Origin of the sequence: Bacteroides sp. 41_26 (assembly GCF_949740115.1) — a bacterium.
In the GTDB taxonomy this organism is placed as follows: domain Bacteria; phylum Bacteroidota; class Bacteroidia; order Bacteroidales; family Bacteroidaceae; genus Bacteroides; species Bacteroides nordii.
Genome location: NZ_CATJGZ010000049.1, coordinates 1 through 22,278 on the forward strand (window position 1 = coordinate 1; position 22,278 = coordinate 22,278).

The following is a 22,278-nucleotide window of genomic DNA, read 5'->3' on the forward strand; positions in this document are numbered from 1 at the left end:
AAAGATGGGGTGAATGATCGGGGAAACAGGGAAATCCAAAATGCTATATTGTACGACTTCAAAGCTTATAAAGGATATTTTATGTTTGGAGACTATTTTGTAGCTCTTGGAGCGGGAGTTACTAACGATAAACCGGAATTGGAAGGAAATATACGGACCACCATTGATCAAACTAATCATTCGTCAGATATATATATACTTGAGAAGGGAGGAAGAAAGAGGCAACTAGGTAAAGGAGCTAATTCATTGAAAGGAGATATGTGGGTTGTACAGAAGGGGCAGTTCGCTTACCGTATTTTACCCGAGTTTACGCGTAAGGCATTTGCCACTAGTGAAAGTATAAAGGCCAGATGGGGGCAGATGAATAATAATAATGAGAAAAAGAAAGGGCTTCCGAAACAGATAAATATATTGCACATGTGGGCTGATCATGGACGGACTCCGGTTAATGATACTTATGGATATGTTGTCTATGCCGGTGGAGGGCAGCCAAAAGACGAACTCCCTTTCCGGATATTGCGTAACGATACATTGGTACAGGCGGCATGTTCTATAGATGGGAAAATTATAGAAAGTGTTTTTTATCCAGGACATCGGGGATTGGAAGTTGGTAATATATCTTTGACTGCTTCTGAGCCTTGTGCAGTACTGATAAAGGAAGAATCGGAGAACTTTATTATTACGGTGACTGATGCTTGTATGAATACTTCTCTGAATGAAATTACTTTGTATTTTAATGGGCGTGTTATTAACGTTCCTGTCCCTCAGGGCGAACTTGGAGGGAAACCTTCAACTATAATATGTAATAAATAGAGTATAGATATGAAAAAAATGTTCTATTGGGATTATTATTCTGTTTCAATCTTACTTTACTCCTTTATAAAAAAATAAAAAAAGCGAAAATTACGTGGACTTTGGGGTAGAAATAGTAAGTTTGTCTACTGAAAAATAACCTTTTTAAGTATCACAAAATTATGAATAAGTCAACCGAACAAACTCTTTGGGGATTATTGGAAAATATAACAGAAAACCTTAAAGGCAAACGATTGGCTGATGTTTTTCGTTTTATTTCTTTTTACCCGTCTGAAACTTATGGACCGCACAAACATTTGCGTATTGAGATTAATTATGTTAAAAAAGGAAATTGTATCCTTCATTTGGACGATGAAAGTGTCACTTTTCGTGAAGGGGAGATTATGATTATTACTTCCGGTATAAGTCATCTGTTTGAAGCCGGTTCTGAAGGAACAACATTGATGCAACTTGAATTTTTGCCGGAAGTTTTTTCTCATTTTAATTTTAAGGCGGAAGGTGAGACTGCTACCTTTATGTCTGTGACTCTTTTTTCTGAAGAAAACAGATTAATTAAGATTGTGAATAATGTGCGTATTATGCGTGTGGTACAACGTATTGTAAATGAATTGGAACTTAAGAGCCAATATTATCAATATCTGGTTGTGATGTACTATGCAGAGTTGCTTATTTTAATATATCGTTATATGGACGAGAGTTATTTACCTATCTGTACAAATGATTCATTAAAAAAGGCAATAGCCTATATTCGTCTCAATTATCAGTCGGAGATTACAATGAATGATGTTGCGGAATATGCTGGTATTAGTGAGCGTTATCTCCGGAGATTGTTTTCTCAATATCTCAATTTGTCACCTTTGGATTACCTCAATCAAATGCGTATCAATAGAGCTATCGAACTGTTGAGAAATACAGAAATGTCTGTGAAGGAGATCTGTTATTTGTGCGGATTTCGGTCACCGCAGTACTTTTCGCGTATCTTTAAACAGCAGATGGGCATTTCTCCTCGTGAAGTAGCAAAGTAGGATGTCCGTTTTGTACATTTATTCCTTATATCCGACCCTTTCTGCATACGTTCCATTCAGATGAATCTTTCTTTCTTTTTTTACTATACGCTATCTTTGCTTTTATTTTAAGTGACTGAAATAAATTCTTAAAGTAATAGTAAAATGAAAGAATGGAAAGATGATAAAACTTTGGTTATCTTACTTGATGAAAAGTTTTCCTTAATATTATATGAGTATGTTATTTTTGTAAATAAAATTATTAAAGAATGAGAAAGTATTTCTATCTGGTTTACATAACATTGTTTATGTTGTATTCACGAGGACAGGCACAGGAAATATCTGTTCCTCGTTTGTCGCCTTTACCTGACAATATTGAAAAGCAACAAATTTCTTTAAATGGGACATGGTTGTTTCATACTTCACCGGAAGATGAATTCTGGAGAAAAAAAACAATATCTGGATGGGAGACTATTGAAGTTCCTGGTGAATGGGTGATGCAAGGTTTTGATGTAGAAAAAGGGAAGGCGGCAGGATATCATCGGACTTTTATAATTCCTGAAGCGTGGAAAGATAAACGAATTAAACTGCGTTGCAATGGGATTTACAGTGATAGCCGTATTTATATTAATGGTAAAGAGGCTGGAAGTCATTTGGGAGGATTCACGGCATTTGAATTAGATGTAACTGCATTGGTTTATTGTGGAAAAGAGAATCGGATAGCTGTGTCCGTAGCTTCGGAAAGTTTGGCAGATGCTACATCTAATGCATCTCGTTATGCGGTTCATCCTTTAGGAGGTATCATCAGAGATTTGTATTTGTTTGCTTTACCAGAGGTCAATTTATCAATGTTTCATACTTCTACGTCATTTGATACACTTTATACTAATGCTACTTTGACAGCCGAGGTTGCTATAGCTAACGAATCAAAATCAGAAGCAAAAAATCTTTCTTTACATTTTACATTAACGGATGCTGAAGGAAATGAGGTTCCTTTGAAATCAGCGGTGTATTCACTTCGTAATTTACGAGCTGGGCTGATCGATAAGCAAATTATAAATTTTGATATATCTCATCCTGTTAAATGGGATTCTGAACACCCTTATCTCTATACATTGACATGTCGGTTGAAAGAAAATCGGGATATATTATATACTACTATTCGTCGTATAGGGTTTCGGCAAATAGAAATTCGTGGGAACCAGATGTTTATCAATAATATGCCGGTGAAACTACGGGGAGTTTGTCGGCATGAAGTGATGCCGCTTCGAGGGCGTTCAGTGAACGGAGGTATCTGGAAAAAAGATGTGGAATTGTTCCGCCGTGCTAATGTAAATTATATTCGAACTTCTCATTATCCTCCCGATGAAGCTTTGTTGGAAGCATGTGATGAATTGGGAATGTTTGTTGAGGTAGAAGCGCCATTTTGTTGGGCGCATGAAACAAAAGTACCTGAGGAAAAACATGAAGTTGTTTTGGTAAACCAGCATGTTGAGATGGTGAATCTGAATCGAAGTCATCCTTCTGTTATTATGTGGTCAATGGGGAATGAATCGAAATTGTTTGCCGAATATTTTCAACGTGCTTCTGATGTGATCAGGCAGATTGATCCGACGCGTCCACGTATATTTAGTCAATGGAAGCCGGATGCTGATGGAGGGATGCTGGAAGTGACCAACCATCACTATCCGGGACCGGATGGTCCGGATTTGTATCGTAATGATAAACGTCCTGTTGTGTTTGATGAATTTTGTCATTTAAATGCGTATAATCGTTTGGAGTTGGCTGCTGATCCGGGATTACGCAATATGTGGGGAGTTTTACTGGATGAGATGTGGAATCGTATGTATCATAGTCAAGGAGTATTGGGGGGAGCTGTTTGGGCTGGTATTGATGATACCTTTTTCTTACCAGGAGAGAGAGCTGTTGGTTACGGTACATGGGGGCCTGTCGATGGTTGGCGCCGTGAGAAACCTGAATATTGGGGGATGAAAAAGGCTTTTAGTCCGGTTAAAATTATTCAAGAGAGTAATATGTCTTCAGATGGAAAAGTACGTTTTCGTGTTGAGAACAGACATAATTTTAGTAGTTTGTCTGAATGCAAATTGGAGTGGAAGGTAGGAAAGGAAAAAGGGAAGGTGATTACAGACATTCCCCCTCGTTCTGTTGGCACAATTGAGATACAGTTACCGGAATCTTTGCGGTGTACCGAAATATTGGAGTTGTCAGTGGTTGGTACCCGTGGTTTTGTAATTGATCAATACTGTTTTCGTATTTTGCCAGAGAAAATCGATCCTGTAAGAAAGCCGATCGGAGGAAAATTGATTTGTGAAGAAAGAGAAGAGACTATTGACATTCAAACAGGTCGTTGTTTGTTTTCTGTGAACCGTCGTGATGGAATGTTATCGGTTTGGTCTGATGGAAAGGAAGTTTTATGTCAGGCGCCAACATTAATGTTACTTCCATTGAATGGAGAGGGAGAAGGTATACAAATGACAGGAAAGAATCAGAAATTTACTCCTTTCAATCCTGTTTGTGAAAACTGGATAGCACAATCTATATCTTATGCTTCTTCAGACAAGGAGATTAAGGTAAGAATTACGGGGACTTATAAGGAAGCTCAAGGAACATTGGAATATCAGATTTGTGCTGATGGAGAAGTGGCGATTGTCTATGATTTTACAGCACTTCAGGAACTTCATCCCCGGCAGGTTGGTTTGGTATTTACATTGCCTGTCTCCTTTACGGAGTTAAGCTGGAAACGGAAAGGTTATTGGAGTGTTTATCCCAAAGACCATATAGGTGCATTAGAAGGGAGTGTAAAGGCTTTCGATTCCAGTTTACCAATATCCGGATTGGCTGGTCCTTCCAAATTACCTTCTGTTCCTTGGTCGTTTGATCAGACGGCAGCCGGATCAAATTTATTTCGATCTACAAAAGAAAATATCTATGAAGCTGCTCTGAGAAGTGTGGATGGAGGAGTTCTTGGTATTATATCAGACGGAACACAGCATGTTCGTACATGGGTTGGTCAAGATTTTGTTCATCTGTTAGTGGCTGATTATAATAATGCCGGCAGAGAAAATTTCTTGATGTCGCATGCGGAGAAAGGATATAAAACGCTTCATAAAGGTGATAAGGTACAAGGAATAATAAATTTGGTTTTCTAAAATGAGAAGAAGGATCTGAGAAGAACATCTCTCTATACTTTTACCGGATTTTAGAATCAATAATAAAAAGAGGGTGTCCTGTGTGGACACTCTCTTTTTTTACGGAGAGGTATTCTTTTTAGAAACATACCATCTCGTGGGGGAATTTATAGAGTAATTAAGGTAGAAAAATGTTTTTCAAGATAGAAAAAAAAGTCAATAGTTCCCGGATGGCATCCAGTTGGAGATTACTTACCTATCTTTGTTTTGGTTACAAAAGTACAATATCATCTGTGGTACAAATGCTTGAATTGTATCTATTATGTACAAATAAGTCCTTTTATGAGAAAAATGAGTATGCGTACGAATTTGTACATTTGTTGGACAGAAATAGGTGTTGGTTATGTTTGTCTGTTGTATCTTTGGAAATAAATTTATTATTAACGAAAACTAATTTGTTATGAAAAGAAATCTATTACTAGTATTTTGTTTAGCGTTTGTTTTGAGTATAAATGCGAAGGTTGTATATGTAGCTTCTACCGGTAATGCTGGCAATGACGGTAGCTCATGGGATAAAGCTGTGGATAATTTGACTACGGCTATGACAAAGGTTGTTGCAGGAGATGAGATTTGGATGGCTAAAGGTACCTATGTAATTAATGAAACATTGGTTTTGGCTGATTATGTAGATATATATGGAGGTTTTGCTGGTACAGAAACGGCTATAAACCAACGTGTACTTGAAGATGCCTCAAAACCTTGGTCATTTGTTAATGAAACGGTTTTGACTGGAAATGGTGGTGATTATCGTTTGACGGATGTAAATAAAGGATTTGATAGAACTGAAACGACTTACATTGATGGTTTGACGGTAAGCGGTCATGGTACGACTAATGATAAGATCTGTTACTTTAATAATAACTTTGTTATCCAAAATTGTCGTTATATTAATAATAAAATAGGTGGAAAGGCTCTTTATGTAGAAGAGAACTCGATTGTACGTGATTGTTATTTTGCTGGAAACTCGGCTTTTAATGAAAGCAAGCAAACGGGTGCTTGTGCATTGCAAGGACGTGAGTGTGGAAAGGCTTCGGCTGTAGCTAATACGATCCTCAATTGTGTATTCGAAAAGAATAGTATTCAGTGCCTTAGTATTTATAATACAGCAACTGCTGCTGGTGATACTTATGCAGCACAGACTACAAAGGTAGCCGGATGTGTGTTCCGTGATAATACTTATTCTTGTTTGAGTGTCAATTCTCAATGGCCTGCAAGTACGGAAGGTACTTACACCGCTGATAGAAAAGTAGTTGTTTCCGATAATCTGTTTGAAAATAATGTGTCTGAAGTGAATGTTATTTCTTGTCAGGCATATACAAGTGCTGATTTTGTAAGAAATGTTATCCGTAATAACTCGGTAACATGTGATGCGGCTACCGGTTCTAACTGGAAAACTGCTATTGTGTCTTTGAACAATAATTTCCGTATGGTAAACTGTTTACTTGTGAATAACTCTTCTACTGCTTTGTTAATGTATCAAGGTATGTCAACATGGGTTGGAAACTCGACTTTTGCCAATAATGTAGGTTCTATCTATATAGCTGAGGGAAGCTATGCTGAGTTGGGAAATAGCATTGTGTTGGGCAATACGGCTACTCATCAAGGTAAGGATATTTTCTGTGTAGATGCGGCAGATTATGTAAATTATGTGGAATTTACGGCTGTGGATGGAGATAATGATGATGTGAGCGGAGATTGCATTACGACTACGGCTGCTGAAACATTTAAGAAACCGACTTCTTTTGTAGGCGTAGCTGCCGATGACGCGCAACGTGCAGAGCTTGCAACTGCCGACTTCAGTTTGCAAGCTGGTTCTGTTTGTATCGGTGCTGGACAACATGACTTTGAGGCAATGGCTGTATTGCCGGATTGGATTGAAGCTAATTTGCAGACAGATTTGGCAGGTAATGATTTTGTGAAAGAAGCCGGTAAGGTGAATATGGGGGCTTATCAAGGTGATCTGGGTACCGGATTCGGTAGAATTGACGCTGAGACTTCTTGTCAAGTATGGGTTTATGGTAATACACTAACTGTAAATGTCGCTGCTGAAAGCGCTGATTTGACCGTTTATACAGTTGCCGGTACTGTTGTGGCTAACGCTGTTTTGCAGGAAGGCAATAATGAAATTGCTTTGCAGAATGGTTTGTATGTCGTACAGATTGTTACTGCATCGGGTGTGGAAACAGCCAAGGTATTGATTAACGAGTGATATTGAGTAAAGAGATAATAGAGAAAGGAATCAGTGGTGTTAATTTGTGTTTCCTTTCTCTGTCTTTAATTTAATTTTATATTTAATATATGAAAAATTTCAAATTTTCTTGTTTGTTTTTCGTAGGATTACTCTGTTTTGCTCTTTCGAGCTGGGCACAATCCTCGATAACAGTAAAAGGTAGGGTAGTGGATACTGCCGGTGAGAGTGTTATCGGAGCGTCAGTACTGGTTACGGGTACTACCATTGGTACTATAACAGACTTGGACGGTAATTTCCTTTTATCTAATGTAGATCCGAAGGCTTCTTTAGAAGTGTCGTACATTGGTTATAAAACGTTGCAGGTAAAAGTGAACGGGCAAACTTCACTTACGGTTACTTTAAAAGAGGATACACAAGCACTGGAAGAAGTTGTCGTGGTGGGTTATGGTGTGCAACGTAAATCCGATTTGACCGGTGCGGTAACCTCTATCAAGACCGATGATTTATTGAAGAGTATGCCGGTATCGGATATTTCTCATGCATTGGAGGGACGTATCGCTGGTATGAGTGTCGTATCGGGAAGTGGAGCGCCGGGTTCGGGAGCTACTATGCGTATTCGTGGTATGAACTCCCTTAAGGCCGATGGTGGTCCGGTAGTGGTTATCGATGGTATGATCGGTGGTAGTTTAGCATCTTTGAATGCATCGGATATTGCCAGCATTGAGGTGTTGAAAGATGCTTCCGCGACAGCTATTTATGGTGCTTCGGCTGCCAACGGTGTGATTTTGGTTACGACTAGAAATCCGGAGGCTGGTAAAGTTCGGGTGGAATATAGCGGATATGTCAATTTTAAGACCCCTTATGATTTGCCAGACATGTTGTCTCCCGGAGAATTTGCTGACCTTGCTAATGACTATGGGAAAGAATTTTATGCAGAACCCAGACAGTTTTATACTCCGGAAGAAGTGGCCGGTTTCTATAATGGCGGAGGTTTTGATTATATGAAGCATATTTTTCGTGACGTGGCCATAGAGCATAATCATGCACTCTCTGTTTCCGGTGGTAGTGAAAAAACCAAGTTCTTGTTCTCTACCCGTTTTAATTATAACGATGGTATTGCTAACAAAACGGATGCTCAGAATTTTAACTATCGTTTGAAAGTGGATTCGGAAATTCGTTCGTGGTTGAAAGCCGGATTCAATTTTTGGGGTAATTATTCCAAGAGTAATGGCGGACGTTTCTCCCAATATCGGGGGGTATTGGCAGAAGGAATGACGATGGCGAATACTATTCTGCCGACTGATGAAGAAGGAAACTATAATAATTTTGATATCACCGGTCAAGCGCGTTACAACCCTATGGGTATGGTTAATGAGGTCATTTCCGATGGATATAGCTATACATCCCGTTTGCAAGGTTATGTAGATGTGAAATTGTGGGATGGATTGTCTTTCCGTATGAATCAGAGTGTTATTTTCGGAAGTAAATGGAGTGGAAGTACCAATAATGAAAAATCATATGCTGTATGGGCTGGTGATGGTCTGACGTCTGCTTCTACTAACTTTCAACCCACTTACAGTTGGAATAATCAGAATATTCTTACCTACATAAAAGAATTCAATAAGAATCATCGTATCAATGCCACATTGGTGTTTGAGCAGAGCCATAGCAATAATATGCAACAGAAGGTCAATGTGAGTGATTTGTACTCTGTTAATATCGGTCATAATAATACAGGCTTTTCAAAAAAAATTATCAGTGTACCGGGGGAACGTAAAAAAATTTCATCTATGGCTGCTTTGGCTCGTGTGAACTATGTATTTATGGATCGGTACATGCTTACAGCTTCCTGGCGTTATGATGGATCGTCTGTATTGGCTTTCGGTAACAAATGGGAACAATTCCCGTCACTGGCATTGGCATGGAACGTTAAACAGGAAAATTTTCTGCAGAATGTAGACTTTTTAAGCCAGTTGAAGTTGCGTGTAGGATACGGACAGGTTGGTAACAGTGGGGTAGCCGCATATTCTGAATACACAGAAATTAATCCTAACTTTATGCCCGATGGAAGCGTTTCCTTTGTCGTGTCTCGTTTAGGCCAGCCTGATTTGAAATGGGAACGTACCGAACAGTGGAATGTGGGACTTGATATGGGCTTTTTTAACAATCGTCTGACAGCCACACTGGATTTGTATCGTAAAAACACCCATGAAATGTTATTAGACGTAAATGCACCGCTCTATACAAATTTTTCCAGTCGTTTGAAAAATGCAAGTTCGATGTTGAACAAAGGATATGAAATCACTATCGGTGCTGATCCGGTAGTTGGGGATGACTTCAGATGGAATACTACTCTAACACTTTCTCAGAACCAAGCTATCGTAGAAGAGTTGGCTAGCCAGAATGATTATATTACTTTGTCGGGATATGAAGCTGGGCACTATCGTTATTATGAAGGTCGTAGGGTAGGTGTTCTTTATGGATATGTATGCGAAGGAGTATGGACTACCGAAGAAGCAGCCAAAGCACCTACTACCATGAACGCAAAACCGGGTACTTATCGTTTTAAAGATTTGACTGGCGATGATGCCATTACGGAAGCAGATAAGACCGTGATAGGAAATGGACAACCGCGTTTCCAATGGGGATGGAACAATTCGTTCAGATACAAAGATTTTGATTTGAGTTTCTTAATTTCGGGTGTACACGGTTTTGATATTTATAACAAGACCCGTGAGATACGTTTGATGGATAATGGCGGTAATCTTATGATTAGCCCGAATCCGGAATTATTGAATCGATGGACTCCGGAAAATGATGTGAATACAGGTATACCGGGTTTTGTACCTCAGACTAATGGTTTGACTCCATCCAGTGAATTTATAGAAAAAGGAAGTTATGTGAAAATTAAAAACATCACATTAGGTTATACTTTACCTAAGAATCTCACTCAAAAAATGTGTATTAGTAACTTGAGGGTTTATGTCTCCCTGCAGAATCCATTCTTAATCAGCAGTTACTCGGGATTGGACCCGGAGGTTGCTTTGAAGAGTCCGCTGACACCGGGTATCGATTATGGATATTATCCTAATGGGCGTAATTATTTATTGGGTTTGAATTTAGCGTTCTAACAGAAAAGGAGATTTGTAATTATGAAAAAAAATATAGTGATCACATTAGCTCTGTGCAGTGTGTTGGGTACATCGTGTGTGGAGTTGGTTCAAGAGCCTTTAAGTTTTATGTCACCCGAGAATATTGAAACGAATGAAAAGAACAGTTTGGGTATGCTCGATGGTTTGTATAGAGAGTTGTGGGGAGGTAATTATGAGTATAATTGCCGTACTGTTATTATGGGATTGGGTGCAGATGATATAGGTACGGGTAATCTGACCAAACGCCATACTAATTTTGACCAAATGGACATTACTGTCGGTAATCAGGACGGTGATTCCCAAACAATGTGGAGTAATATGTATGGATTGGCTCAAACAGCCAACTTGTGGAAAGAAACTTTTGAAGGTAGTAGTACTCTAAATGAGACGACTAAGGTTCAGTATATAGCTGAATGTCGTTTTATGCGGGCATTTGCTTATTTCAATCTGGTGCGTTGGTTTGGTGATGTACCTTGTTTTATTGATTCTAAGTGTACAACCGACCTGAACGGTTCTACTACGATTACGCGTAACAAGACGGAAGAGATTTATACGAAGATAATTATTCCTGATTTGGAATATGCAGGTACTAATCTACCTGCTTATTCTCGTGCCGACAATAATTCACGGGTAGGTGCTTGGGCTGCCAAGGCTTGTTTGGCTGATGTATATATGACCATGGCTGGTTGGCCGTTAAAACAGACCGGTAAATATGCTGATGCTGCCAGAATTTGTGAGGATATCATCCAGAACAGTGGATATGACTTGATGGAAAATTATGGGGATTTGTGGACGGAAGGTAATAAAAGTGACCGTACAGAGCATATGTTTGCTTTGAACCATTCCAAGGAACAATTGGCCAGCAATTATGGAAAGTCATACTTCATTCAGGAAGAAAGCGGCTGGGCTGATTATACAGCCGACCCGGTATTCTATGAAAATCATCCGGATGATGCACGTAAGGATTTCAATTTTGTTACTACTTTCAGAATTAATAATCGGAATGTACCTTATACGCGTACTATCATGAAGGCTCCGGCTATTAATAAATATCGTGATTACGGTGGTGTGGCATCTGCTCAGAGTGCTGGTATTACACCGATTTATCGTTTTGCCGAAGTATTGCTGATGTATGCTGAAGCACAATGTAAATCTACCGGGACCCCAAATCAATTGGCTTATAAATGTTTGGATAGGGTACGTTATCGTGCAGCGAAAAACAAAGCTACTCATCATGCTTATACGGAGGATGATGGTTTTACTCCGGAACAGTTCTTGCAAAAAGTATTTGATGAATACGGATATGAATTCTTTGCTGAGTTCAAACGTTGGTTCTATCTGGTACGTAATGAGAAGGTATATGAAGTGAATCATGGTTATACTGATGCTTTCGGTGTAGAACGTCCGGCTAATGATCGGGTTAAAGAAGCAATGGATGCTGCCCGCATTACACCGGATAATCGTAAGCTTTATCATTTTGTTCTACCGGCACGTGAAACACAAGAATGTGGCTTTGAACAAAACGACCGCGCTTGGTAATTCATAAGGTAAAGGTTTGAACAGGGTAACTTAATGAAAGGAATGTGCAAAAGGAAGATCGTAAAACTAAATTTTGCACATTTCTATTTTATAACTTTAATAAATAATAAACATGAAAAAGACTTTTTTAGGTGTAGTGTTATGTGCCGCAGCCTTATGGGGGATGCAAGCTGTCTGGGCTTCTGTGCGGTCGGTAGATACTACCAGTGAAAATTTGATTTCAAAATCGGATTTCACAGAAATTTCTTCTTTAGGAGATTATAAACAGGAACCGTTGGTGTTTAATGAATGGTTGATGTACCATGATGCAAGTAAAGATAAGGATAATAATGATGTGAAGATTGAATTGGTGAATGATGAGACACGTGGCCAAGTACTTTCTTTCTATGGACGTCCTACATCTTATTACACTTCATTTGCAGCTCAGCGTATTGAAGGTAAAATGAAGAAAGGTATTTACCGATTGACTTTTTGGGCCAAATCTGATGATGGTGCCAAAATTAAAATTTTCTTTAATACTACTGATGCTGGTAATGCGGATCTGGGCCGATATATGGTAGCTAAAGAAGCACCGGCAGAAGAAACAACCAAAGCTTATTATGGTTTTTATGATCAGGCTTTGACACCAGAATGGAAACAGTATTCAGTGGAGTTCAATTTTACTCAAGTTGCCAAATCACTTTATAGCATTCCTTGGACAGATACAGAAGAATCGACTGCTGATGATTTGGTCAATGTTGTATTGAAATTGCAGGGAGGAACCTCTTTGAAGACTTATTTGCTAGATGACCTTACGTTGGAACTTATCAAAGATCTGTCTGATCCGGACGAGCCGGAACCATCCGATGAGAATCTGATTAAGATGTCGGGTTTCGATGATGCAGATTTTTCTCTTTCTCTTGAGACTGAACCTTATGTCCTCAATAAATGGGTAACGGGTAAAGATGAAGTGAAAGATGCAACGGTTTCTTTTGCTGTTGCAGAGGACGCCGATCGTGGAAAAGTGGCATCATATACAGGAAAGCCATATACATGGTATAGTACTTTCTTTGCTCAACGAATAGAAACACAAGCAAAGAAAGGTATCTATCGATTGAGCTTTTGGGGAAAATCTGCTGATGGAGGTCAGGTTAAAACTTTCTTTCGGTTGACTGATAATAGTAATAAAGGAGTAAATAGATTCTTTGTAAAAGAAACTGGTAAGCCATCAAGTCCGGATAGTAAATTTTATGGTAGCTATCAGACTCAGTCTTTGACTACTGAATGGAAACAATATTTTGTGGATTTTGATTTTACCAAAGTGACCACAAGTATGTATCAGTTTACTATGAACGATACAGAAGAAGTTACGGCTACTGATTTGACGAACTTTATACTCATGTTCCAAGGAAATAAAGTAGAAACGACTATTTTGATTGATGACGTGGAACTGACATTAATTAAAGATTTGTCTGATCCGGACGAACCAGACGAACCGGTAGGTGAAAATCTGGTGACAGATCCGGGCTTTGATGTGACTACTACCGAAGATGTTACTCCTACCGATAAGGTTTGGAAGACGGAGACCGGTATATGGTCGGCTTGCCGCGACGAATATGAAACGAATCAGAATATCAAAGTTTCAATCAAGGATGACGCTACCCAAGGTAAAGTACTTTCTTATGAAGGTAATGCGGCTTCATGGTATACTACTGTAGTGGCGCAGCGTATTGGTGGTACTTTGGATAAAGCTATTTATCGATTGTCTTTTAAGGCAAAAAGTGCAAATGCAGGTGTGGTAAGACTTTATACCCGTTGTACGGATGAAGCGAATGAAGAATTTATCAATCATTATTTTGTGAAGGCCAATGGGGCACCATCAGATCCGGATAAGGCATGGCGCGGTGTATATGAAAGATTTTCGGTGACTGAGACTTGGGCTACATATCAAGTAGAATATGATATGACACAGGTTTCTGATACACAGTATGATATGACCTTTAATAAGAATGTGTTTGCTGCTACTGAATCTGAACGTACCAATATGGCTATTTGTTTTTACAATGACAAAGCTGATTCTGAGATATTGATTGACGATGTACAGTTGATAAAGGTTAGTGATGTTGAAGATATTCCGGTTATTGTAAAATATGATTTTGAGGAGCAATCTGTTCCTACAGGATGGGAAGCTAAAGGTAGTGAATTAGCTCTTTCTACTGATCATTATACAAGTGGTGTACAATGTTTGGAATGGACTGTTAATGAAAACAATGCTACGATAGAATTCCCGCTCGGAAGTGATGGCATGAAATTGACTTCACGTAATGCGGCTTTCTTTAATATTTATGCTCCGGCAGTTACTGGTAATGTGATATATGTAGATTTTCTGAATGCCAAGGGTGAAAGTGTGAAAAAAGCCACTTTGTTACAGAATTTTAAGGGATGGCGTGAATTCAGTCGTGGATACAATGAGTATGAAAATACCGGTGATGAGACGGCAGTTCGTGTTCGTTTTACTTATAGTATAAAGGAAGGTAATGCTGCTGGTGCAAAGGTATATCTGGATAATATGAACTTGAACAGTACGGTAGATGGTAACAGGCAATATCCGGAAATGCTTGCCAAAGATATACAATTCTTAAATAAGGCCAACGCTTCTCTTTTGGGCAAATATGCTTACTGTGAAGAAGTAGAGACTGTTGAACCTACTTCGGAAGAATTGGAAGGGGTTGAAAAACTCCGTAATGCGACCAAACGTACTCCTACTGCAAATGCCGGATTAGTTCGTCAAATCAAGAAAGAAATTGATGATCTGCAAATGACTCGTAATGCTGATGGTACAGTAAAAGGTAAACAAATTGTAGCTCCCAAGGATGTGGATGCGACTTTCTTGACTGACTTGTCAAAGAAAGTAGAAGCATTGGCTGCTGCTTATATTGCCGGTAGTCCTGCATGGGTGATTGATGCTTTCCCGATGTGGATTGATTTGATCATTGATCAGGGTATTTTCTGTCATTTTCAGGGATTTACTTGGAGCAGATACGGAGATGTTCGCGATGTACCGGCCGGTTTCTTGGATGCCATGAATGCTTATACCGAGGATCAAAAGACAGAAATATGCAAGGCTATTCTTTGGATACTGGAAGCTAATCAGGCTTATGCACCATATGAGACGGTGGTTCCGGGACAGAGTTCAGACTATGTATACAATTGTATTAATAATATTATCACTTCTTTTGTACAAATTCCGAATGATGCTGTGGCAGTGAAAGGTGCGAAGGCTACCAAGGCCTTACTTGAGAATTTCTGTTCTTATATACCTGGTGGGCGTGATGTATTGAAACCTGACGGAACTGGATTCCACCACAGTACACACTATAACGGTTATATGTATGCTTATACTACTTGGGTAAATGCTTTGTATACGCTGAAGGGTACTTGTTATCAAGTGGACTTGGAATCATACGAGCATTTGAAGAAGGCTGTGGTTTCCATGTACTTCATGGCAACGAAAGGTTCTGATCATTTGTGTGCCAACAGTTTGGCAGGGCGCCATCCTTTATTGGGCGGTTTAGGTGTACCGACTGCACACGGTGTGTTAGATCAACTTATTGAAATAGGCGGTGAACTAAAGGGTACCGGTATCGATACGGAGTTGGCTTCTCAATACAATTATTTCACGATGACCGATAAATATGAAGGTGTACCTGCATTTAATGGTGAAGGCTTTTATCAGTTCAACTATAGTCCGATAGGTGTTTATCGCCAAGACAATTGGGTAGCTACCATGCGCTGTCCGACCACGAAGTTCTGGGGCGGTGAAATTTATGATAAGACCAACCGTTACGGACGTTATCAGTCACATGGTACTTTGGAGGTGATGTATGATGGCGAAAGAGGGCTGTCCGGTGTACCGACTAACGGTAAGAACGGTGGATGGGACTGGAATGTAGTTCCGGGTGCGACAACTGTTCATTATACTTCTTGGAAAGAAATGATGCCTAATAAAGATCTTTCTTCCCGTTTTGACCAGTATTCTCTAACTACCAATTTCGCCGGTGCTTTGCCGTGGAAAGACTGTGGTATGTTCGGTGCAGAATTTGATCAGGGTGATTCTTGGGGAAGTCAGCGGTTTGTACCTACTAACCTGAAGTTCAAAAAGTCTGTTTATGCATTCGACGGTTTATTGATCAGTTTAGGAAGTGATATCTCTGCCAACGGAGAATATGGAAATGATATGATTACAGCTACCAACTTGTTCCAGACACTGGATAGTCCAGTGCAGAAGCAGTTATTGGTTAATGGCGCTGAAATGCCCGCGGGTAGTGAACCGAAGTCATTGGCCTCTACGGAAAGCGTACGTATCATAAATCCGGTAGGAACCGGTTATATCCTTCCGAAAGGACATGATGAACTTGTTATCAAGCACGGTGAACAGAGTTCTCCGGAAGAAACTGGTGAGAACCTCGATAATCCTGCTGTAGTAACGGCTGCCAAAGCTTATATCAATCATGGAATTAAAACTGCTGATAGATCGTATGAATTTGTAGTGGTTCCGGCTGTTGATGATGCCGGCTTGGCTGCTATCGAAAGTAAAGTAAATAGCGGTGAACTGTATGAGGTGAAAGCAAAAAATGCCGATATGCATGTGCTGAACTACAAACCGAGAAACGTGATGGCTTATACGCTGTTCAAAGCCGCTGCCGATCTGAATTACGGTTATGTGAAAGCTGCCGGTTCCGAGATGTTGCTGATGGAACAGTATAAAGCTGACGAGAAGATTCTGTATCTTTCTGTATGTAACCCGAACTTGCGTCCGAAGAGTGATCCGGTTTGGGGATGGAGCGAGACGGAAACAGCTACAAGTTTAGTGGTAACCGGTGAGTGGAAATTGGCAGACGAGATGGAAGGTGCTACTGTGACCTTGCCGGGTGACGGTACGACCCGAATCGATTTCACCCTTGCCCAAGGTATGCCCTTGTATCTGAGACTTATCGACAAGAATGCGACTGGTGTGGAAATGGAAACATTAGATAACGGTTTGAAAGTATACACAGTCGGAAAAGACGTATACGTACTGAATGTAACAGGTACAATAAATCTGTACGATTTGACTGGAAGGATTGTCAAAACTCTTGAATCTGATGGTAATATCAAGTTTACGGTAGAGGAAGCCGGATGTTATATTTTGAGAGCTGCTAAGGAGACTGTCAAATTGATGGTTAAGTAAAACTTTTTAGTTATAGTTTATTAAAAAGAGGGGGGCAAGAGCCCCCCTTCGCTTTTTAGCTAAGATCGGTTATTAGTGGTATATATTTCTTTTCGATTCTGTTTTCTGGAAACAGGTTATTTACTTTTTGTAATTGGCTAATTGAGAAATTTATTAGAATAAACTCTAAATAGAATCTAAAGTGCTAACAGGTCTTATAATTAAAATCATAAAAATGGAAAACTCAAGAAGAACTTTTTTAAAAAAAGGATTGACCGGAGCATTGACATTAGGTATTGCTTCTCTCCCCAAATCCTTAGTAGCACTATCTACGCAGGTTAATACACCCCGTGCTAAGCGCGTTGTTTTAATCTCCCTTGACGGTATTTGTGTAAATGGCTATTTGAAAGCAAGAACTCCTAATTTAGACGCATTAATGGGAGAAGGTGCACTCTCGCTTGATACACGTGTGGTTATGCCTTCGGTTACTCTGCCCAATTGGACCAGTCATTTGACAGGAAGTGGACCTGAACAACATGGCGTTGTGGACAACAACTGGGAGATAACCAATTTTACGTTGCCAGCTATCGAAACTGATAATGAAGGATATTATCCTTCATTATTTAAGGTCTTGAAGGATGCTATTCCTTCGATGAAAACGGCATTCTATTATAATTGGATCAATCTGTTTTATCCATATAACAAACAGTACTTAGACGAAGTAAGCTATCTCGAACAGGATGCCTATGTGCCTAACTATAATAAAGCATTATCTTTCCTGATAGCGAACCGGACAAATCCGACTTTGGTTTTTCTCTATTCTGTACATACTGATCATGCCGGACATAAATACAGATGGATGTCTCCGGAATATATACAATCCATTGAAGAAGCGGATGTCGAAATCGGTAAGTTCATTAATAAAATGAAAGAGGAGGGAATGTATAAGGATACCTATTTCATGTTCCTCACAGACCATGGTGGTATCAATAAAGGACATGGCGGAGTCAGTACAGACGAGATGATTGTTCCATGGGGAATTACTGGTCCCGGAATAAAGAAAGGATTCAAAATTACAGACGCCAATAATACCGTAAATACAGCGGCAATTATCCTGCATCTATTTAAAGTTAAACAACCTTTATCCTGGACAGGCGAGGTAATAGAATCAATATTTGAATAATTTTATAACAAAATACGATGACAACATTCAAAAGCTTTCTACTGTTTTTGTGTATAACTTTTTTGGGGCATTTACAGGCGTATACGCAGGAGAAAGTAAATACTCGGGAAGTTCTATCACTTGATAAAGGTTGGAGTTTCTATCAAGGAGATATTCCTTATCCGGTAATTAAAGGGCATAATATGACATACCGAAATGCCAAAGCCGGATATGTAAGTGGAGCGGCATCACCGGATTACGATGATTCTTCCTGGTGTATGGTTGATTTGCCACATGATTGGGCGATTGAGGGAAGCGTAAATCCGAATGCCAATTTGTCTCAAGGGTATCGTGACCGTGGTTTTGGTTGGTATCGGCGTAAATTCAGACTTGCTCCTGAAGACAAAGGCAAGCATCTCGAAATACAATTTGATGGAATTTCGACTCATGCAACAATTTGGGTAAATGGAACTGTCCTGCATCGTAACTGGTGTGGTTACACTTCTATGTATATTGATATCACTCCATATGCCACTTATGGAGACAATGTCAATACAATTGCAGTGAGAGTGGATGCAGAGGCGCAGGAGGGCTGGTGGTATGAAGGAGCCGGTATTTACCGTCATACATGGTTGGTCAAACGTTCACCATTACATATTATTACAGACGGTGTGTTTGCAAATCCTGTGAAGAAAATGGGGAAACAATGGGAAATTCCGGTAGAGGTTTCCTTATATAACGCAGGGAAACTTTCTGCTGAAGGAGAAGTGGAAGTAACATTAATATCTCCTGATGGTGAACAAGTGGGGAGGCAGTCAAGTACGGTCTCCGTCACTGCACTAAGAGACAAGATTGTCAATTTGTCATTGACCGTATCCGACCCACAACTTTGGTCACCGGATAGTCCTGTTCTTTACAGGGTAAAAACAACTGTTAAACGGAATGGAATGGTAATTGATGAAGTTGAGACTAAATGTGGTTTTCGTACAATTCGTTTTGATAAGAATACAGGTTTTTGGTTAAATGGAGAAAATATTAAAATAAAAGGTGTTTGTAATCACCAAGATCATGCTGGGGTTGGCGTTGCTGTTCCCGATGCTCTTTGGGAATTCCGCCTTCGCAAGTTGAAAGAAATGGGAGTTAATGCCTACCGGGCTGCCCATAATCCAATGTCAAAAGAGTTTATGGCTGCTTGTGATAGTATAGGAATTATGGTTTTGGACGAAAACAGATTGTTTAACACATCACCTGAATATGTTCGTCAGTTGGAATGGTTGGTACGTCGTGATCGTAATTGTCCGAGCGTTATTCTTTGGTCGGTATTTAACGAAGAACCGATGCAAGGAACGGAAAACGGTTATGAAATGGTTCGTCGTATGTATGATGTGGTTAAGAAAATGGATTCGACACGCCCTGTGACAGCTGCTATGAATGGCGGATTCTTTTCTAAGTATAATGTTTCTCAGGCGGTAGATGTTGCCGGATTTAATTATCAGATTAAAAGTTATGACCGTTTTCATGAAGAGAACCCGGAATTACCTTTGATTAGTTCGGAAGATGGTTCGGCATTTATGACAAGGGGCGAATATGTAACAGACAGATCGAAGAATCTGATGGATTCGTATGATACGCAATGTGCAAATTGGGGAGCCATTCATCGTAATGCATGGAAAGCTGTGGCTGAGCGACCTTGGATGGCAGGTTGTTTTTATTGGACAGGGTTTGATTACCATGGAGAACCCACTCCGTTCCGTTGGCCCTCGACAAGTTCGTTTTTCGGCATCATGGATTTATGCGGATTTCCCAAGATGGCTTATTATCTGCATCAGGCGCAATGGATAAAAGATGAGCCTGTTTTACATTTGGTTCCACACTGGAACTGGCCTTCCGACTCTATTGGGAAACCGATTAAAGTAATGGCTTTGAGTAATGCCGATAAAGTAAAGTTGTTATTGAATGGTAAGGAAATATCTGAGCAAAAAGTAGATCCGTATGAAATGAATACTTGGTTTGTCCCTTATAAACCGGGTAAATTGGAAGCGATCGGTTATCAAAACGGGAAGGTTGTTTCACGAATGAAAGTGGAAACGACAGGCGAACCGGTTCGTTTACGATTGATTCCATACCGTCATATGTTGGCTGGTGATGGTAAAGATGCCATGCCTGTTACTGTTGAGGCTTTGGATTCCAAAGGACGTCATGTGCCGATAGCTGATAATATGATTGAATTTACTATATCAGGACCTGCAAAAATTATCGGTTTGGGTAATGGTGATCCAAATTGTCATGAATTGGAAAAAGGAAACAAGCGCAGCCTGTTTAATGGATTGGCACAAATTATTATACAGACTACAGAAGGTTCAGGGAAAGTAACTCTTACTGCAACTAGTGCTGGAATGAGATCGGCCGATCTTACAATTCTTGTGAATAAAGTTGATTTGGTTCCATTTGTAGCTGTAGAGAATTCTCCGATGTTATTGGATAAATGGATGGTTTCTCCGGGTTCTTTTGAAAAACCTGATGTGACTTGTCAGATAGTAGACAATGATATGAACAGTTGGCAGCCAGTGGCTATAACTACAGGTAAAAGTATAGTGTTGGAAAATGCTAATTATATCATATTTCGTACCGAATTTACTCCATATCAGAAATTACAGGAAAATGGGGGGATCATTTACTTAAAAAATGTAGTAGGGAAAGCAGAAGTTTGGCTGAATGGTCAATTAATAGGTACTAAAGCTACAGTGAATGACCAAGATTTGAAAGTAGAGTTTTTGCCAACAAAAAATAAATGTGATCTTCGAATCTTATTTAGTGGTTCAGTTAATACCCGGGTCGGACTAAAGGGAAGCGTTAGGATACAAGAAAAGTAAAACGAAGAATTTGAATAGATTTTAATTTTCAAGAATCGCAATGGGCCATAATATGTATTATATTGTAATAAATAGCTTGATTATAGGTAGAAGACTGCAATGAAGATAGACTATCTTTGTGAATATAACAATACTTAATTTAAATTTTAATAATCATGAATAACAGAATTCTTAAATTAATTATTTGCTTCACTTTATTGTTTTTATGTACTCCTTCATTTGGAGCTAAATGGAAAGCTAAACATGTTGTATTTATCGGATTAGATGGATGGGGAGCTTATAGTGTGGAAAAAGCAAATATGCCTACTGTAAAACAATTAATGAATGACGGGTCATATACATTGGAGAAACGGTCGGTATTACCTTCTTCGAGCGCTGTAAACTGGGCTTCTATGTTTATGGGTGCAGGACCGGAGTTACATGGGTACACTGAATGGGGATCAAAGACTCCGGAGCTTCCCTCGCGGGAACTCAGTCACTATGGTATTTTTCCAAGTATTTGGGGATTATTCAGAGATGCGAATCCGGCAGCGGAGGTTGGTTTTTTTTGTCAGTGGAATGGACTGGAATATCTGGCAGAGATGAAAGCTATGAGTAAAGAGATGAATGTAAAGGCTGAAGATGATCCTTCTGGGAAAGCTGACAAAGCGGTAGCAGCTCAGTCTTGCATTTATATTAAAGAAAAGAGGCCGGCATTTGTTGGCATTTTCTTTGATGAACCCGATCATGTCGGTCATCAAAGCGGACATGATACTGAAACCTATTATCAGAAGTTGGAAGAGTTAGACGGGTATATTGCAGAAATAGTAAATGCTGTAAAAGAAGCGGGAATGTGGGATGATACGATTTTTATAATAACAGCGGATCATGGTGGTATTAATAAAGGGCATGGAGGCAAAACAATGCAGGAAATGCAAACTCCTTTCATTATTTCCGGTAAAGGTATCAAGAAAGGATATAATTTTACAGAAAGTATGATGCAGTTTGATGTGGCTTCTACTATTGCCTATATTTTTAAATTAAAACAACCGCAAGTATGGATAGGGCGACCGATGAAACAAGTTTTCAAATAAGTAAATGTTTTTATTTTAATAAATTTGAATATCTTCAGGAGGTTATTTCAAAATGGAAATGAAATAGCCTCTTT

10 protein-coding genes are annotated in these 22,278 nt (G+C 39.4%); all 10 read left to right on the forward strand.

The features are described from left to right. The coding region (locus QX565_RS02685) for a polysaccharide lyase family 8 super-sandwich domain-containing protein (protein ID WP_289291133.1) at positions 1-813 on the forward strand (813 nt) is incomplete at its 5' end. 161 nt (positions 814-974) lie between these two features. Beyond that, complete coding sequence (locus QX565_RS02690; protein ID WP_289291134.1) at positions 975-1,838, forward strand: helix-turn-helix domain-containing protein; 864 nt, start codon at positions 975-977, stop codon at positions 1,836-1,838. A gap of 248 nt (positions 1,839-2,086) precedes the next feature. Continuing rightward, positions 2,087-4,987 (forward strand): glycoside hydrolase family 2 TIM barrel-domain containing protein, encoded by a 2,901-nt coding sequence (locus QX565_RS02695; protein WP_221648480.1) that lies wholly within the window; start codon positions 2,087-2,089, stop codon positions 4,985-4,987. 439 nt (positions 4,988-5,426) lie between these two features. Beyond that, positions 5,427-7,235, forward strand: coding sequence for a T9SS type A sorting domain-containing protein (locus QX565_RS02700; RefSeq protein ID WP_289291137.1), 1,809 nt, complete (start codon positions 5,427-5,429; stop codon positions 7,233-7,235). Positions 7,236-7,324: 89 nt separating this feature from the next. Next, complete coding sequence (locus QX565_RS02705; RefSeq protein ID WP_221648482.1) at positions 7,325-10,348, forward strand: SusC/RagA family TonB-linked outer membrane protein; 3,024 nt, start codon at positions 7,325-7,327, stop codon at positions 10,346-10,348. A gap of 21 nt (positions 10,349-10,369) precedes the next feature. Beyond that, entirely contained in the window at positions 10,370-11,908 is a 1,539-nt protein-coding gene (locus QX565_RS02710; protein ID WP_221648483.1) for a RagB/SusD family nutrient uptake outer membrane protein, read from the forward strand. Positions 11,909-12,020: 112 nt separating this feature from the next. Beyond that, complete coding sequence (locus tag QX565_RS02715) at positions 12,021-17,117, forward strand: polysaccharide lyase family 8 super-sandwich domain-containing protein (protein ID WP_289291139.1); 5,097 nt, start codon at positions 12,021-12,023, stop codon at positions 17,115-17,117. Between the two features lie 214 nt (positions 17,118-17,331). After that, on the forward strand, positions 17,332-18,279 hold the full coding sequence (locus tag QX565_RS02720) for an alkaline phosphatase family protein (protein WP_221648485.1): 948 nt from the start codon (positions 17,332-17,334) through the stop codon (positions 18,277-18,279). Between the two features lie 17 nt (positions 18,280-18,296). Beyond that, on the forward strand, positions 18,297-21,131 hold the full coding sequence (galA, locus tag QX565_RS02725; protein ID WP_221648486.1) for a beta-galactosidase GalA: 2,835 nt from the start codon (positions 18,297-18,299) through the stop codon (positions 21,129-21,131). Between the two features lie 155 nt (positions 21,132-21,286). Next, positions 21,287-22,204, forward strand: a complete 918-nt coding sequence (locus tag QX565_RS02730) for an alkaline phosphatase family protein (RefSeq protein WP_221648487.1) — start codon at positions 21,287-21,289, stop codon at positions 22,202-22,204. Positions 22,205-22,278: the final 74 nt, after the last annotated feature.

Coding starts and splice junctions, on each gene's coding strand:
- QX565_RS02710 (WP_221648483.1), top strand. CDS start 10,370: ATGAAAAAAAATATAGTGATCACATTAGCTCTGTGCAGTGTGTTGGGT.
- QX565_RS02715 (WP_289291139.1), top strand. CDS start 12,021: ATGAAAAAGACTTTTTTAGGTGTAGTGTTATGTGCCGCAGCCTTATGG.
- QX565_RS02730 (WP_221648487.1), top strand. CDS start 21,287: ATGAATAACAGAATTCTTAAATTAATTATTTGCTTCACTTTATTGTTT.
- QX565_RS02700 (WP_289291137.1), top strand. CDS start 5,427: ATGAAAAGAAATCTATTACTAGTATTTTGTTTAGCGTTTGTTTTGAGT.
- QX565_RS02705 (WP_221648482.1), top strand. CDS start 7,325: ATGAAAAATTTCAAATTTTCTTGTTTGTTTTTCGTAGGATTACTCTGT.
- QX565_RS02695 (WP_221648480.1), top strand. CDS start 2,087: ATGAGAAAGTATTTCTATCTGGTTTACATAACATTGTTTATGTTGTAT.
- QX565_RS02720 (WP_221648485.1), top strand. CDS start 17,332: ATGGAAAACTCAAGAAGAACTTTTTTAAAAAAAGGATTGACCGGAGCA.
- galA (WP_221648486.1), top strand. CDS start 18,297: ATGACAACATTCAAAAGCTTTCTACTGTTTTTGTGTATAACTTTTTTG.
- QX565_RS02690 (WP_289291134.1), top strand. CDS start 975: ATGAATAAGTCAACCGAACAAACTCTTTGGGGATTATTGGAAAATATA.